Source organism: Ornithinibacillus gellani, assembly GCF_003730295.1.
Lineage (GTDB): Bacteria > Bacillota > Bacilli > Bacillales > Amphibacillaceae > Ornithinibacillus_A > Ornithinibacillus_A gellani.
Genome location: NZ_QTSZ01000047.1, coordinates 131,521 through 146,051 on the forward strand (window position 1 = coordinate 131,521; position 14,531 = coordinate 146,051).

Genomic DNA, 14,531 nt, shown 5'->3' on the forward strand with positions numbered 1-14,531 from the left:
AATAAAATAGTGGAATGAGCTAAATGAACCTTGGAATAAAGCAGAGGAAACCATTCGAGAATCGATAAAATAGTAATTTACCTAACAGATAAAGTCGGACATTTCCCTCATCGGGATAAAACAATGGTTGTTTGACAAACTAATATTAAAACATGATTTCGGGAGGCATGGAAAAAATGCATACCATGTGGAAGGGTACCATTAGTTTTGGGTTAGTAAATATACCAGTGAAAATGCATGCTGCTACAGAAAATAAAGATGTGAAGCTACGGCAGCTGCATAAAGAATGTCAAACACCTATCAAGTATGAAAAGGTCTGTCCTGCTTGTGATCGGGAAATAAAGAATGAAGAAATTGTTCGTGCATTTGAATATGCTAAGGATAAATTTGTTGTGCTGGATGAGGAGGATTTAGCAGCGTTACAAAAAGAACAAACCGATAAAGCAGTGGAAATCATTGATTTTGTGAAGCTGGAACAAATAGATCCGATCTATTTTGAAAAGAGTTATTATCTGTCACCTAATGAAGGTGGGGCAAAGGCATATGGTTTGCTGCATCAAGCATTAGAAGAGACAGGGAAAATTGGTGTAGCAAAAATGATGATTCGATCCAAGGAACAGCTAGCTGTGATTCGGGTCTATCAGCAGGTGATTGTAGTAGAGACGATTCATTATCCAGATGAAGTGCGGGATGTCAAAGAGGTTCCTAATATTCCAGAGCAAATAGAAACCGGCAAGAAAGAATTGGATACGGCAAAAATGTTAATCGATCAATTGACGACAGAATTCATGCCGGAAAAATACACCGATGATTATCGGACAGCCTTGCTGCAATTGATTGAAGAACATAAAGATAATACGGTAACAAGTGCAGCAAAGCCCGTTCCAGACAACGTTACCAATTTAATGGATGCGCTCCAGGCATCTCTGGACCGTGCCAAAAAAGACAAGCCCAAACCGTCCAAACCGAAACGGAAAACGCCGGCAAAGAAGACCGCTGCACGATAATTCCTAAATATGACCAACAATATTACAAAAATGTTTGAAGGTTTCAATTGATTTACAGCAAACTTACATCCTGATGAAATCTCGGTTAAAACCATTTAAATGTTCAAAAAACCGGGTATCCTAATGATAGGATGGTAGTGTCCCACAACAATCAGTGCAGCCTAGACTGCCTGATTTTGAAGGAAAAGGATGTTCAACATGGAGAGAAATGCATATTTTGATAACGCAAAAGTATTACTTATCTTTTTAGTCGTGTTTGGTCATATGATTCAACCATTTATTGATGACTCACAAGGAACGAATACATTATATATGGTTATCTACACCTTTCATATGCCAGCATTTATCTTTTTATCTGGATTCTTTGCAAAGGGATCTGGTAATAAAAAATATGTTATTAACTTGGCCAAAAAATTATTATTGCCCTATTTGATTTTCCAAATGATCTATTCTGGGTATTTTTTCTTTATCGGTAAAGAGAATTGGCAAGCAGGGCTATTCACCCCGCATTGGTCACTATGGTTCTTGTTTAGCCTGTTCTGCTGGCATATGCTCCTATACTGGTTTAAAAAGATTCCAGCTGTGCTAAGTATGGCAATCGCTGTTGAAATTGGTCTTGTTGTCGGTTACTTTGGAGAAATTGGTCATACATTCAGTCTGTCACGCACCTTTGTGTTTTTCCCATTTTTCTTACTAGGGTATTGGTTAACTGAAAAACAAGTGATGTGGATGAAGCGTCGTTCTGTTAAGCTTGCATCTATATTTATTCTTGCTGGTGTGTCAGCTGCGATATACTTTTTACCGGATTTAAATGCTGGTTGGTTATTAGCCTCTAAATCTTATGGTGATTTAGGCTTGCCAGAAGCTGGTGGCGTTGCAAGATTACTTGTTTACGTTACAGCAGCAGTGATGGCAATGAGTGTGCTCGTATGGGTTCCTAAGCATCATGGGCTGCTGACAAAGCTTGGTTCACGAACATTATATGTTTATTTACTGCATGGATTTTTCATTCAGTATTTCCGAGAAGCGAATATTTTCCAAGTAAATCATCCAATCGATTTAGTTGGATTAGCCGTTATTTCCGCTGGTATCGTTCTGTTATTGTCTAGTAAACCAGTACTCGGAGTTTGGCAACCATTTGTGGAAGGCAGTACTTCTATTTTGAAACAGTCTCTACGTTCCAGGGCAAGTAAAGAAACAGCTGGTTAAAATGATTGAAACCTATCCCGGTTCGTTCCGTATAAATAAGTAGGATGAAACGGGAGGGGTTCAGTTGTGGGGCTATTACTTGAAGCAGTGTTTGAAATTTTTCTATACATGGGTGAATCATCACTTGTTTCCAAACGGACGATTGCTAGAAAGCTGCGTCTGTTAGAAGAAAAAGCATGGTTTCAACGGTTAATGGAAGAACCCACCTATGCAGAACTGGTTGCTAATGACCGGCAAGTACGCAGGATTATTGGTGCATGCAGTATTCGAAAACTAAAAAAACCCGCCTATATCGACCGCTACAGCTACCGGTTAGAAACGGTGTTGGAAAAACGAGCAGAAGCAAAACGGTATCAGTAAAAGCCCAATGTTCCGATCACGGATCATTGGGCTTGTTCTTTTGGAAAAGATATGATTTTATTACCTATCAATTTGGCGAGTGGTGTTCTTCTTTTATTTAGAATAAGAAATGTGCAACAAGCACGATGATAGGCAATGTGATAATTGTCCGTAACAGGAATATAATAAATAACTGCCAAAATGATACTGGAACTTTAGAACCGAGTATGACGCCACCTACTTCAGACATATAAATGAGCTGTGTAACAGATAATGCTGCAATGATAAATCTCGTCATATCAGCCTCAATGGAAGCACCGATAATGGACGGTAGGAACATATCAGCAAATCCAATCAAAATGGTTTGAGAGGCTTCTGCTGCATGAGGCACCTGCATCAATTCCAGCAATGGAATAAATGGTATGCCCAACCATTGGAATAAAGGCGTATATTCTGCAAGCATGAGCGCAATTAGACCAAATGCCATTACAATTGGCGCAACGCCCATCCACATATCCAGCACATTTTGAAATCCTTGTTTGAAAAATTGATACAGGCTCGTTTGTTTCTCGGCCCGTTGCAATGCTTGATCATAGCTATGTGACAGCATCGTATGCTCTTTTGGAACCGATTCATTCAATTCTTCCTGTTCCGTAATATAGGTGTCCGGATAACGTGAAAGTGGTGGAATCCGCGGCATTATTAATGCAGCGACAATTCCTGAAAAAACAACGGTCCCATAAAACGGGATGAACATTTCTTGAAGACCGACTTGTTCAATGACAACAAGGGTAAAGGTAATCGATACGACCGAAAAAGTAGTACCAATCACAGCAGCCTCTCTTTTTGTATAGAAGCCATCTTCATATTGCTTACTTGTTAATAATACACCAATGGTTCCGTCACCAATCCATGATGCAAGTGCATCAATGGAAGAACGTCCAGGCAACTTAAAGAGTGGACGCATGATCTTGGTCATCAGAAAACCGAAAAATTCCATTAAGCCATAATTCATGAGCAAAGGTAGAAATACACCAGCAAATAAGAAAACAGAAAATAGCACATGCAATAGATCACTTAGCAATAGCTGTCCAGTATCTTCACTCTTAATGGCTTCTGGTCCGATTTGAAAGAGTACCATGACCGCAAAAATGGCTGCAATGATTCTAGTAATTGTCCAAAACCAACTCACATAAAATAATTGCTGGAAAAATGGTGTTTTGGTTAATGCCTGTTTACCAAGCATTTTTGCAATGATTGTCATGAGCGCGGTAAGAACAATAATGACGGCCATAATTGCTGATAGCTGATTAGCCAGTAAATCCTGTATCCAATTGGCCATAATGGCAATGGGAATGGTATAGCCTGTTCCTACTTTAATTGGTGTCATAAATAAAAATACACCAATTAGGGAAGGGATAATAAATTTGAGATGTGTTTGAAGTGGATATTTTTTCTTTTCCATCATGTCCTCCATCATATAAAAAAATTCACTTTTATGCAGAAAAAATAACCTTCTAAAAATGAAAAACGCTTAATATATGCTTTTTCAATCGTAGGTAATGTATATTCATACAAAAAGATAAATATACTGTACCACTTTTTTTGAATAAATTCCATAGCGTTTGTTGAAGTAATGGTCCGGGTAAAGTAAAAGTGGGGTGTTTTCTTTGAAAAAGCGGCTAAGATACAATTACATTTTTCGCAGTACGACCATTATTTGGCTGGCAATAAAGTTTATTTTACAATTTTATCTTTTTCAATGGAGGCACCGCGTGATGGATCATCAATCACGTGAACAGTGGAATCAATTGCTGAGGAAACAAGCGAAGGAATATAAGGAAAAGGCCTCTGAGCTTGGTGGGGTTATGATCAAGGTAGGTCAGTTTCTAGGTGCAAGGACAGATATCATTCCAGAAGTAGTCGTTCAGGAACTACTTAGTTTGGTTGATCATGTTCCGCCAAGCACACATCGCTATGCAGTTGATCTGTTGGAGAAGGAATGGAATTGTACATGGCAGGAGCAACTGCTGCAAATGGATGAAGAGCCAATTGCTTCGGCCTCGATTGGAGATGTGTACCGTGCGGTGTTACAGGATGGCTCACAAGTAGCAATTAAAATTCAACGAAACCGAATCGTCGATATATTTCATATGGATTTTAAAGCATTAAAAGTCGTGTTTTGGATATTCAAAACATGGACAGCAATAGGGAAAAAGGCAGATATGCGCAAGCTATATAATGAATTGATTTATGTTATGGACCGTGAACTTGACTTTAAGCAGGAACTGGAATTTGGTACGTATTTTAAACAACGATATGAAAAAAATCAGCAGCTGCACATCCCTGATTACTATGCTTCTTTATGTACGGACAAGGTGTTGGTGATGGAATGGGTGGAAGGTGTGAAAATAACGGATACGGCATTTATGGATCGGCATCACATTGACCGCCGAAAAATTGCCCGTTTATTATTTGATTTCTATTTTGATCAATATTTAAAAGAAGGCTATTTCCATGCAGATCCACATGCAGGAAACATCATGATTCATGCTTCCGGGGTCATTTCCATTATTGATTTTGGCATGGTTGGTGCCATTAGTAAAAGGGATGTTAATCAATTTAAACAGCTCATTCAAGGGCTGATCGTCGATGATTATACATTGGTAATTCAAGCATTAGAAGACATGCATTTCATCTTACCAGGTGCCAATACCGTCCAGCTGAAGAAAATGATTAAACAAACGTTTGATTTGTATGAAACGGCTGAACAGAGCAAGATGGATGCTCATATGATGAATCAAATTAAAGATGATGTGTTACAATTTATACATGAGCAACCGATTCAGATGTCAGCTGAGTATGCTTATTTAAGTAGAGCAATTTCTATTATATTTGGCATCTTAATTACTTTGGATCCATCGCTTGATTTAGGGGCGTGGACAAAGCCAAAAATTCGCAAGTGGCTCGGAAACCGCAGACTGGCAGAGGCATTTTATCAGCAAAAGCTAAAGGAAGTGACTGCACCGATTCAATCCTTTGCGGAAGCTGCAATGAATTGGTTAGAGCGTGGTGACAAAGATAGGGAATGGGAAAAAGAGAAACTGCGGCGTCAACAGAGGCACCAGCTCTTTATGTTTATGGAAATTCTTTGTTTCTCACTTGCGATAACAGGTGTCGGTTTATTATATGTCAAGATAGTGAGCGTCTGGATTGGAAGCCTGATAATTGCAGGTTTTTCTACTGGAGGGCTTATTACATTGATTCAACATATGAAGGGAATTAATAAAGAATCCTGAAGGAGGAAAGGCATATGAATGAATTTATACGCAAAGGATTTTTGCTTGGAATTGGAACGATGGCTGTTGGAAAAGAGAAGCTGGAAAAGAAATTGAATGAACTCGTGGAAAAAAATGAGCTGACCAAGGATGAAGCAAAATCGCTTATGAAAAGCTATATGGAAAAGGGAGAAGCGAAAAAAGAAGAATGGTCGGAAAAAAGTGCACAAAAAGCGAAACAATCCGCAAAGGAAGCGGGCATTGCAACAGAGGATGATATCGCTCAATTAAATGAAAAAATTATTGCATTAGAAGCAAGAATTGCAGAACTCGAAAGCAAACCGGAATAAATAGATTGAAATGAAAGACATTCACTGATAAAAGTGGATGTCTTTTTTGTTGGGAAATAACGAATGTAGAAACTCAAACTGAAGGGGAAGTGGTTGTAGTTCTGTCACCGGTTTTTACCAACCCCAGCTTTCATTCGCTACGTGATTTGATTGGAAGCTGCTTTCGCTCATCCAGCGGAACCCCACGGATTGAAGTTTCACTTTATCACAGATTAACTGGCTGTAAGCCCCCACCTCAATCTTTTTTGTTGATAACTAAAATAGTAAGTGGGGGATCAAACAGCCAGTAAAAGCCTGATTGGTTCAACTAACAATCCGTGGGGGAAGTGCCAGAACCCCCCCTGATTGAAGTTTCACTTTATCGTTTAAGGTGAGCAAATCGTGGGAAAGGGTTAGCAATATCCTTTTTATGAAATGAGGTTGCGAATGGTGTTGAAACGATTCACGCTAGTGCCTGTATTACTCATGCTTGCGGGTTGCAACATAACCGTTCTAAATCCAAAAAGTGCAACAGGAAAAGATCAGGCCTTTTTAATTTGGTTTAGTTTTGGTCTGATGCTTATCGTGTTGCTTGTTGTCTTTTTTCTTTTTTTCCGATTTGTTGCAACGTATCGTTACACCGATAAAAAAGCGAACTTCATTCCGGAAGATGTACATGGTAACAAATGGCTGGAGCTGACGTGGACGATCCTGCCGATTTTATTGCTTATCGTGTTAGCTGTTCCAACAGTGGCTATTACGTATAATCAGTCGCCCATCTCAGAAGTACTTAAAAAGGATGAAGCTGTGCAAATCGAAGTGGAAGCACAGCAATATCAATGGACATTTACCCATGAGGGCGGTAAAACATCGAATCAAGCGCTTGTGATTCCTGAAGGGAAAACAATTCGGCTTCAGTTGAAATCAAAGGACGTCATTCATTCCTTTTGGGTTCCGGCACTTGGAGGGAAGGTAGATGTAATGCCACATAAGGATTTGTATTATGAAATCAAAAATCCAGAGGTCGGAACGTATCATGGAAAATGTGCGGAATACTGTGGTTTGGAGCATGCAAAGATGATTTTCACAGCAAAAGTAGTTACAGAAGAGGCATATGAACAGTACGTGAAGGAATAGAGGTGACATCGTTGCAGATTTCAATGTTCAATCAAACGTTTGAATTACCATCTGATGTGTTGGCAGCTTGGATATTCACCATCATAGCTGGTGGATTCGTCTTGCTTTATGTGATTAAGAAAAAGAAGCTGCCACTCATTTGGGATTATATTCGAACAACTAACCATCGAAAAATTGGTACCTTGTATATTTTATTTGGTGTCGTATATTTTCTGCGTGCAGGGTTGGATGCTGTATTTATTCGTCTGCAGCTAGCTTTTCCAGATCAATCCTTTTGGGTATTTCAGCAGGAAAAGTACAATGAAGTATTTACAACACATGGGACAATCATGATTTTCTTTTCGGCGATGCCCATTTTACTTGGACTCATGAACGTTGCTGTACCACTGCAAATTGGAGCACGTGATTTGGCTTTTCCATTTTTAAATGCGGTTGGATTTTGGTTGTTTTTCTTCGGGGCACTATTTTTTAATTTAGCATTCTTTGTTAATCAAGCACCAAGTATAGGTTGGACAGGATATGCCCCCTATTCACTGAATGAATACACACCAGGCGTCAGTACGGATTATTATGTGTTTGGGATCCAATTATCGGGCTTGGGAACGATTTTTACGGCACTTAATTTGATTGTAACGATTTTTCGCCATCGGGCTCCAGGGATGAAGCTGACGCGGATGCCACTGTTCACTTGGGCTTCACTTATCACTTCTTATTTGATATTAATCGCTTTTTCCGTGTTAGCTGTTGCCTTATATTTACTGATGTTTGATCGTTTATTTGGCACCGCATTTTTTTCCGGCAGTGAAGGAGATCCGGTGTATTGGCAGCATTTATTTTGGATATTTGGCCATCCGGAAGTGTATATTTTGGCATTGCCTGCGTTCGGGATATTTTCCGATATTATCCCTACTTTTTCATCCAAACGGATCTTTGGCTATCCAACAATGGTCGTTTCCCTTGCCCTGATTGGATTTTTAGGCTTTACCGTTTGGGCACATCATATGTTTACCGTAGGGCTTGGGCCAATGGCAAATACATTTTTTGCGCTGACAACGATGACAATTGCAGTCCCAACTGGTATTAAAGTATTTAACTGGTTATTTACCATACGAGGAGGATTGTTGCGCATGACAGCACCGATGTTGTTTGCGCTTGGATTTATTCCTTCCTTTGTGATGGGGGGAGTAACAGGTGTGATGTTATCTGTTTCGGCTGCCGACTTTCAATTTCATGATTCCCATTTTGTCGTCGCCCATTTTCACTATGTCATTATAGCTTCTACGATATTCGGTATTTTTGGCGGAATTTATTATTGGTATCCGAAAATAACCGGTTATCGGTTGAATGAAAAATTGGGAAAATGGCATTTTTGGTTATTTTTAATTGGATTCCATTTGACTTTTTTACCTATGCATATTTCCGGTCTACAAGGTATGCCACGACGCGTCTATACGTATGGAGCAGATGAAGGATTGACTGGTCTTAATTTCACAAGCACGATTGGTGCATTTGTCATGGGTGCGGCAGTCAGTATCTTTTTATGGAATATCGTCATCACGCATCGTCGCGGTGTAACAGTAGGAGCGGATCCATGGAATGGACGAACATTGGAATGGACTGTCGATTCGCCATCTCCAGAACATTCATTTGATCCGATGCCCGTTGTGGATCAAATGGACCCATTTTGGTATGCAAAACAGGAAAAACGGCAGCTTGCCATTTGTGCGAATCCACGACCTGCACCGCCGGATGAACAGAGCATGATTCCAATCAGTATGGGCCTATCCTTATTCGTTTTAGCAGCGGCGTTGACTTATTCCCTCTATTGGCTGGCGATAGCTGGTGGTGTCGGCATATTTGTATTGATGGCGATTCGATCATGGACAGATCGGACTATTATAGAAGAGGAGGAAGAAGCATGACTCAGGGTGAGATAGTCATATTCAAAGATAAACAGCTTGGTTTTTTTATTTATCTCGGTGTGGAAACGATTATGTTTGCGACGTTATTTGCCACGTACATGATTTTTACACCTGCGGAAAAGGGGCCACATCCAGCTGACATTTTTGAGTGGAAAACGCTGCTTCTATCCTCATTCTTCCTGTTGTCCAGCAGTGGTACCTTGATGATGTCGGAGAAAGGGCTTCGGAGCGGAAGGAAGGGGCTGCTCGTTCTCGGTCTGTTTATCACGCTTTTATTTGGCATGACTTTTCTAGGCTTGGAGATACTTGAGTTTTCTTCTTATTTGCAGCAGGGCTATGGAACGAGCGCAAGTGTTTTCTTTGGTTCCTTTTATGTTCTGGTCGGCTTGCACGCAGCCCATGTAGCCTTTGGTGTGGGCTGGATGGGGATGTTGTTTTTGCAGCTGGGACGCGAGAAGCACGCCGCTTCATTTGAACAAAAGCATCGAATTTTTTCTTATTATTGGCATTTTGTTGATGTTATTTGGATAGGTATTATGGTAATTGTTTATATTCCTTATTTACTGTAAAGGAGGGGGTTTGATGACAACTTGGTTAATGGTTATTATTATCATTTTATTAGTTGCCATTTTGATTGTACCGATTTATTTTTTACTCAGAATCTATTTCAAAGATGTGAATCAACAGCAGCATTCCATTTTACGAAATTACCCGGTATTGGGAAAAGTACGCTATATTCTTGAAAAAGCAGGGCCAGAATTACGACAATATTTGTTTGAAAACGATAATGAAGGAAAACCGTTCAATCGACGTGAATTTCAGTTTGTGTACATAGCAGCAAAGTACAATAGTCGCATGATTGGTTATGGATCAGATCGGGATTTTGAAAAAGCGAATTATTATATCGTCAATGATATGTTTCCTAAACAGGATACAGAAATGAAGGTTGCGCAAACACCGCTTATTGATACGCAGCTGTATCAAATTGACAATGAAAAATTATTCAGTCGAAAAGAGCATCGGGAATCGAATCAAATCAAACCTTATTATTTAACAGATGATGAGGCAATCGTTCTCGGAAAGGACACGGTAGCGAATCCATTTGTCATCAAGGGGTTGATTGGTCAGTCTGCAATGAGCTTTGGTGCGCTCGGAGATCATGCGATTACAGCCCTATCCAAAGGGCTTGGTATGGCCGGTGGAACTTGGATGAATACGGGAGAAGGTAGTATTTCTCCTTATCATTTAAAGGGAAATGTGGATTTAATCATGCAGATAAGTTCAGGTTTATTTGGTGTTCGTACAGCAGATGGTGCGTTTTCTTGGGAGTTATTTAAAGAAAAAAGTGACATGGAGCAAGTGAAGGCTTTTGAATTAAAAATCGCGCAAGGAGCAAAACAACGAGGTGGACATGTTGAAGCGAATAAGGTAACGGAAGAAATTGCTGAAATTCGTAAAATTGAACCATGGAAAACCATTAATAGTCCCAATCGTTTTCAGGAGTTTACCGATACAACCGGCATGCTTCAATTTGTTGAAAAAATGCGTGAGGTTGGTGGCAAGCCAGTTGGAATCAAAATAGTTGTCGGTAGTGAAAAACAGTTTGAAAAAGTGGCACAAACGATGCAAGCACTCGACATTGTCCCGGATTTTATTACAGTCGATGGTGGAGAAGGCGGGACAGGGGCAACGTATTATGAGCTGGCAAACTCGGTTGGCTTACCGACCTTTGCTGCATTACCAATGGTCGATGACATGTTAAAAAAATATAATTTACGCAACCGGACAAAGATTATTGCTTCTGGGAAACTGTTGACCCCAGACCGTATTGTGATGGCCTTGGCTCTAGGTGCTGATTTAATTAATATCGCAAGAGGATTTATGATGAGTGTCGGTTGTATTATGGCACAAACCTGCCATACGAATACTTGCCCTGCTGGTGTGACGACAACCGATCCGAAGCTGCAAAAGGGATTAAGCATTGAAGAGAAAAAATATCGTGTTTGCAATTATTTGGTGGCGCTTCGCGGGGGGATATTTGACATGGCTGCTGTTGCCGGAATCGATTCTCCTACTAAGTTTACACGAGAACATATTGTGTATAAAGATTATTTTCACGCGCTAAGGGATACAGTTCCGGATTTGGAATCTACGATGTAATGTCCATGAAACGTATTTGTAAACTGGACTCAGACTAACATACATTTATTGCATGCTTTCCAAGTTTTTGAAATATTCATTGAAATCGTGTAGAATAATCGTTACAATGAAAGAAAAAGTGTGAACGGTCAGGGGGAAGCCGCGCATTGAAAAGCTATAAACACCTTCAAGTTACAGTAGAACGTAAACTAGGGAGAAAATTACTTGAAAAAGAGGTCGCCTTTTTGCAGTGGCTATTTCACAGTCACGTAAAAGAATCCAAGGAACAAAGCCATTAACGGAGCTTGATGGAAGGAGGAAATAACAGTATGCTGTTTCTGTTATATTTGATTGTTGCACTTGTCGTCGGAGCTGTAATTGCAGCCATATTTCGCTTCAAGGTTCCAGGAGGGCTGCCCGGTGCAATCATAGCGGGCTTACTCGGTGCTTGGATGGGAGACGTACTTATTCGCCAGCTTGGCCCAAAAATTGGCGGCTACTATGTACTACCAGCAGCACTCGGTGCATTCATCGTCGCTTTAATCATTGCATTATTAGGAAAAAGAGCAAACATACAACGATAATATGAAAGGTACTGGACGATTGTCGATCCGGTACTTTTTTATTGCACATTCACATGGGACATGCGATTTAAAGTATGTGACATTCATTTTTTTGTGAATTGGAGTAAGTTAAACTAAGTTAAACTGTATTTAAGTTACGTGACATCGCAAATTTTCCAAATTGGAGTAAGATAAACCGTCTTTAAGTTACGTGACATCGCAAATTTTCCAAATTGGAGTAAGATAAACCGTCTTTAAGTTACGTGACATCGCAAATTTTCCAAATTGGAGTAAGTTAAACTGTATTTAAGTTACGCGACATCGTGATTTTTCCAAATTGGAGTAAGATAAACCGTCTTTAAGTTACGTGACATCGCAAATTTTCCAAATTGGAGTAAGATAAACTGTCTTTAAGTTACGTGACATCGCATTTTTCGCAAAATGATATCAGTTAAACTTGTTTATGAAATTTCATTTGCTGTTCATTCTTCTCTTGCGGTGATATGCCTGAAAAATGGTATACTGGATAAAGCAAATAAAGAATGATAGAGGTGATGGACGTGGGAGTTGCGAATGAGCGGTTATTAAAAAAGATGCAGCGGGAGCTTGAACGGGCGAGTGCACAGCAAAAATCAGGTGGTAATTGGCGCCGTCATATTGAGCGTGTGCATTTATTAAGTGAACTGCTGCTGGAAGAGGAGCCTGAAAATACATCCCCATCAGCTTCTGCATCAGGGATTTCTGAAGCAGAAATGAAAGCCATGCTTGGTGAGGGGAATCAAACTGCTTCATCAAGCTCTAAAAAGCAAAGCCTGTTGGATGACGATGATGATGTAAATGGAGATTCCATTTTTGATTTTTAATTAGATGATATGTTTGGAGGTCGTAATCAGCATGAAGATATTTTTAATACTTGGGATTATCAATGGATTTTTGGCAGTGGCATTGGGGGCGTTTGGAGCACATGGTTTAGAAGGGAAGCTTTCCGAAAAGTCATTGGCCATTTGGGAAAAAGCGGTGCATTATCAAATGTTCCATACGACAGCATTGCTAGTAACAGGATTATTATTAGCAAAAATTCAACAAACGAGTGCAGTTTGGGCAGGCTGGATGTTTTTTGTGGGGATTTTATTATTTTCTGGCAGTCTGTACCTCTACTCGACTACAGGGACCAAGCTGCTTGCGATGATTACGCCGTTTGGTGGAGTTGCTTTCCTTGTTGGTTGGGTATTACTTGGCTATGCTGTGGTGAAGCATTTATAATCGTAAAAGCAAACAGGTTGCTATGATAAAAAGCAGAACGGCGCGTGTCAGTTGTTTGGCAGCATGAGCGCTTTGTTTAGCATAAGTGGCCAGCATGCTATCACAAACAAGACTGAAAACGAGCAGATATAAGGTGAAGAGGAACAGTAAGGCATATCCTTTTAAAAGGGCAAAAAGACTAACCAGGATTGCTAAGATGATGGCAGCTAATTCACCGCGGATTAATTTTTCAAATGGATGCTTCATGGAATCACCACTTATCAATTGAAATGAACAAGGATGGAGTTGCTCAAGCTGTGTAGAAACGCTTATGCATCCATCCTTGTTTTTGTGTATCATCTGATGATGGGTTAATGGTTCGGGAAATGATTATCTTGTCTGGGTAGTAGAGAGCTGGCCAGCGAACGGGCTGGTGTACGTATAATTAATTTGTTCGTCGAAGGTCACATAATCTAAGTAAATCATCAACAGCAATAGCCACTTTCCTGTTTTTGTTTCTTGTAAAATAATATGATCTCTCCCGGCGCCCTCAATGGTACCTGTAAAGACCTTTTGCTGCTGCCCTTCAAAAGTCATATAAACATGGGCAGGCTTTCCGCGATTTAACCGTAAAATATTTTCAATATAAGACTGTTCCATTGGAAGCATTTCTGACCCAGACGATGGATTGGATTGATTTTGCTGTTGTTGGGGATTGAATTGTCGGTAATATGGTGCAGGATAATATGCTGGCGTGGCTGCTGGATAATAGTAAGGATAGGTTGGATAGGCACCTGCTTGTGGTCCGAATTGCTCCTGTTGTTTACTCATCGTAAAACCTCCTTCATGATGTGTGTCAAACGTTAATAAACAAGGGGACAATCACTTTCAGTAGGGATGTAGAAGCAGTGCGATTTAAAACGGCCACTATTCCATTGATCGAACCATTGCGGCGGGCATTCCGCTGCTGGCATAAAAAACCATAATGCATTTGTTGCTGGATGGAATCTTTCACCTCGTAAAACCCGTTCGGCAAGCCTGATTTCGTTATCTCTTGCTCGCTGATAGAAGTATCCTTTTTGGGTGGCTTCAAAACCGCCTGGATTCTGAAACACCATATCATCGATGGAACGAATCTGCTTAAAATCAAGGCAATTTGATTTCACTCGGTTTACACCGACATTTCCTACCATCAGCATGCCAAGATTGCCTTCCCCCTCTGCTTCAGCACGCATAAGCCTGGCAAGCAATTCAGTGCCTTTTTGTGTGGTAGGGATTACTGCCATCTAAACAAACACCTCACTTTTGTTTGATCATGTCCGCTATTAATATGTATGTAACGGAAAGGAATGGTATGCCTATAAAA

General features: G+C 40.2%; 17 protein-coding genes. 13 read left to right on the forward strand and 4 right to left on the reverse strand.

Annotated elements, in window-relative coordinates:
• Positions 1-176 precede the first annotated feature (176 nt).
• The 3 genes from ku (at position 177) to DX933_RS14210 (ending at position 2,576) form a co-directional block, all read left to right on the forward strand.
• Positions 177-1,007, forward strand: coding sequence for a non-homologous end joining protein Ku (gene ku / locus DX933_RS14200; protein ID WP_123317090.1), 831 nt, complete (start codon positions 177-179; stop codon positions 1,005-1,007).
• A 198-nt stretch (positions 1,008-1,205) separates the two neighbouring features.
• Positions 1,206-2,216 carry an acyltransferase family protein gene (locus DX933_RS14205; RefSeq protein WP_123317091.1) on the forward strand — a complete coding sequence of 337 codons (1,011 nt, stop codon included), beginning with the start codon at positions 1,206-1,208 and terminating at the stop codon, positions 2,214-2,216.
• Between the two features lie 66 nt (positions 2,217-2,282).
• On the forward strand, positions 2,283-2,576 hold the full coding sequence (locus DX933_RS14210; protein ID WP_123317092.1) for a hypothetical protein: 294 nt from the start codon (positions 2,283-2,285) through the stop codon (positions 2,574-2,576).
• A 97-nt stretch (positions 2,577-2,673) separates the two neighbouring features.
• Here DX933_RS14210 and DX933_RS14215 read toward each other — a convergent pair whose 3' ends face one another.
• On the reverse strand, positions 2,674-4,020 hold the full coding sequence (locus DX933_RS14215; RefSeq protein WP_123317093.1) for a YjiH family protein: 1,347 nt from the start codon (positions 4,018-4,020) through the stop codon (positions 2,674-2,676).
• A gap of 313 nt (positions 4,021-4,333) precedes the next feature.
• On the opposite strand from DX933_RS14215, the gene DX933_RS14220 reads away from it, so the two are divergent.
• From DX933_RS14220 to DX933_RS14260, 10 genes are all read left to right on the forward strand, one after another.
• Entirely contained in the window at positions 4,334-5,854 is a 1,521-nt protein-coding gene (locus tag DX933_RS14220; protein ID WP_123317094.1) for an ABC1 kinase family protein, read from the forward strand.
• Between the two features lie 14 nt (positions 5,855-5,868).
• The gene (locus DX933_RS14225) at positions 5,869-6,183 is read left to right on the forward strand and encodes a phasin family protein (RefSeq protein ID WP_123317095.1); all 315 of its coding nucleotides are present in this window, start codon (positions 5,869-5,871) and stop codon (positions 6,181-6,183) included.
• Positions 6,184-6,609: 426 nt separating this feature from the next.
• Complete coding sequence (coxB, locus tag DX933_RS14230) at positions 6,610-7,299, forward strand: cytochrome c oxidase subunit II (protein ID WP_190279534.1); 690 nt, start codon at positions 6,610-6,612, stop codon at positions 7,297-7,299.
• Positions 7,300-7,310: 11 nt separating this feature from the next.
• A complete protein-coding gene (locus tag DX933_RS14235; protein ID WP_123317097.1) occupies positions 7,311-9,221 on the forward strand; it encodes a cytochrome c oxidase subunit I in 1,911 nt (636 codons plus the stop codon).
• Complete coding sequence (locus DX933_RS14240) at positions 9,218-9,790, forward strand: cytochrome c oxidase subunit 3 (RefSeq protein ID WP_123317098.1); 573 nt, start codon at positions 9,218-9,220, stop codon at positions 9,788-9,790. The genes DX933_RS14235 and DX933_RS14240 overlap by 4 nt, the downstream gene beginning before the upstream one ends.
• Before the next feature lie 13 nt (positions 9,791-9,803).
• Positions 9,804-11,381: an FMN-binding glutamate synthase family protein gene (locus tag DX933_RS14245; RefSeq protein ID WP_123317099.1), complete on the forward strand. Its 1,578-nt coding sequence runs from the start codon at positions 9,804-9,806 to the stop codon at positions 11,379-11,381.
• A 146-nt stretch (positions 11,382-11,527) separates the two neighbouring features.
• Entirely contained in the window at positions 11,528-11,659 is a 132-nt protein-coding gene (locus tag DX933_RS18750) for a hypothetical protein (RefSeq protein WP_263363198.1), read from the forward strand.
• A 30-nt stretch (positions 11,660-11,689) separates the two neighbouring features.
• Positions 11,690-11,944 (forward strand): GlsB/YeaQ/YmgE family stress response membrane protein, encoded by a 255-nt coding sequence (locus DX933_RS14250; RefSeq protein WP_123317100.1) that lies wholly within the window; start codon positions 11,690-11,692, stop codon positions 11,942-11,944.
• A gap of 539 nt (positions 11,945-12,483) precedes the next feature.
• Positions 12,484-12,786, forward strand: coding sequence for a DUF5327 family protein (locus tag DX933_RS14255; protein WP_123317101.1), 303 nt, complete (start codon positions 12,484-12,486; stop codon positions 12,784-12,786).
• A 31-nt stretch (positions 12,787-12,817) separates the two neighbouring features.
• Positions 12,818-13,186 (forward strand): DUF423 domain-containing protein, encoded by a 369-nt coding sequence (locus DX933_RS14260; RefSeq protein WP_123317102.1) that lies wholly within the window; start codon positions 12,818-12,820, stop codon positions 13,184-13,186.
• Here DX933_RS14260 and DX933_RS14265 read toward each other — a convergent pair.
• The 3 genes from DX933_RS14265 to DX933_RS14275 all read right to left on the reverse strand — a co-directional run bounded on the left by DX933_RS14265 (position 13,181) and on the right by DX933_RS14275 (position 14,451).
• Positions 13,181-13,432: a hypothetical protein gene (locus DX933_RS14265; RefSeq protein WP_123317103.1), complete on the reverse strand. Its 252-nt coding sequence runs from the start codon at positions 13,430-13,432 to the stop codon at positions 13,181-13,183. The two genes, DX933_RS14260 and DX933_RS14265, sit on opposite strands and share 6 nt — an antisense overlap.
• A gap of 123 nt (positions 13,433-13,555) precedes the next feature.
• Positions 13,556-13,996, reverse strand: a complete 441-nt coding sequence (gene gerQ, locus DX933_RS14270; protein ID WP_123317104.1) for a spore coat protein GerQ — start codon at positions 13,994-13,996, stop codon at positions 13,556-13,558.
• 32 nt (positions 13,997-14,028) lie between these two features.
• Positions 14,029-14,451, reverse strand: coding sequence for a cell wall hydrolase (locus DX933_RS14275; RefSeq protein WP_123317105.1), 423 nt, complete (start codon positions 14,449-14,451; stop codon positions 14,029-14,031).
• Between the last annotated feature and the right edge of the window lie 80 nt (positions 14,452-14,531).

What these genes read in the sequence shown, in the direction of transcription:
- DX933_RS14215 (WP_123317093.1), bottom strand. Translation starts at nt 4,020, where the DNA reads ATGGAAAAGAAAAAATATCCACTTCAAACACATCTCAAATTTATTATC.
- DX933_RS14225 (WP_123317095.1), top strand. Translation starts at nt 5,869, where the DNA reads ATGAATGAATTTATACGCAAAGGATTTTTGCTTGGAATTGGAACGATG.
- DX933_RS14220 (WP_123317094.1), top strand. Translation starts at nt 4,334, where the DNA reads ATGGATCATCAATCACGTGAACAGTGGAATCAATTGCTGAGGAAACAA.
- coxB (WP_190279534.1), top strand. Translation starts at nt 6,610, where the DNA reads ATGGTGTTGAAACGATTCACGCTAGTGCCTGTATTACTCATGCTTGCG.
- DX933_RS14240 (WP_123317098.1), top strand. Translation starts at nt 9,218, where the DNA reads ATGACTCAGGGTGAGATAGTCATATTCAAAGATAAACAGCTTGGTTTT.
- DX933_RS14250 (WP_123317100.1), top strand. Translation starts at nt 11,690, where the DNA reads ATGCTGTTTCTGTTATATTTGATTGTTGCACTTGTCGTCGGAGCTGTA.
- DX933_RS14265 (WP_123317103.1), bottom strand. Translation starts at nt 13,432, where the DNA reads ATGAAGCATCCATTTGAAAAATTAATCCGCGGTGAATTAGCTGCCATC.
- gerQ (WP_123317104.1), bottom strand. Translation starts at nt 13,996, where the DNA reads ATGAGTAAACAACAGGAGCAATTCGGACCACAAGCAGGTGCCTATCCA.
- DX933_RS14260 (WP_123317102.1), top strand. Translation starts at nt 12,818, where the DNA reads ATGAAGATATTTTTAATACTTGGGATTATCAATGGATTTTTGGCAGTG.
- ku (WP_123317090.1), top strand. Translation starts at nt 177, where the DNA reads ATGCATACCATGTGGAAGGGTACCATTAGTTTTGGGTTAGTAAATATA.
- DX933_RS14275 (WP_123317105.1), bottom strand. Translation starts at nt 14,451, where the DNA reads ATGGCAGTAATCCCTACCACACAAAAAGGCACTGAATTGCTTGCCAGG.
- DX933_RS14245 (WP_123317099.1), top strand. Translation starts at nt 9,804, where the DNA reads ATGACAACTTGGTTAATGGTTATTATTATCATTTTATTAGTTGCCATT.
- DX933_RS14205 (WP_123317091.1), top strand. Translation starts at nt 1,206, where the DNA reads ATGGAGAGAAATGCATATTTTGATAACGCAAAAGTATTACTTATCTTT.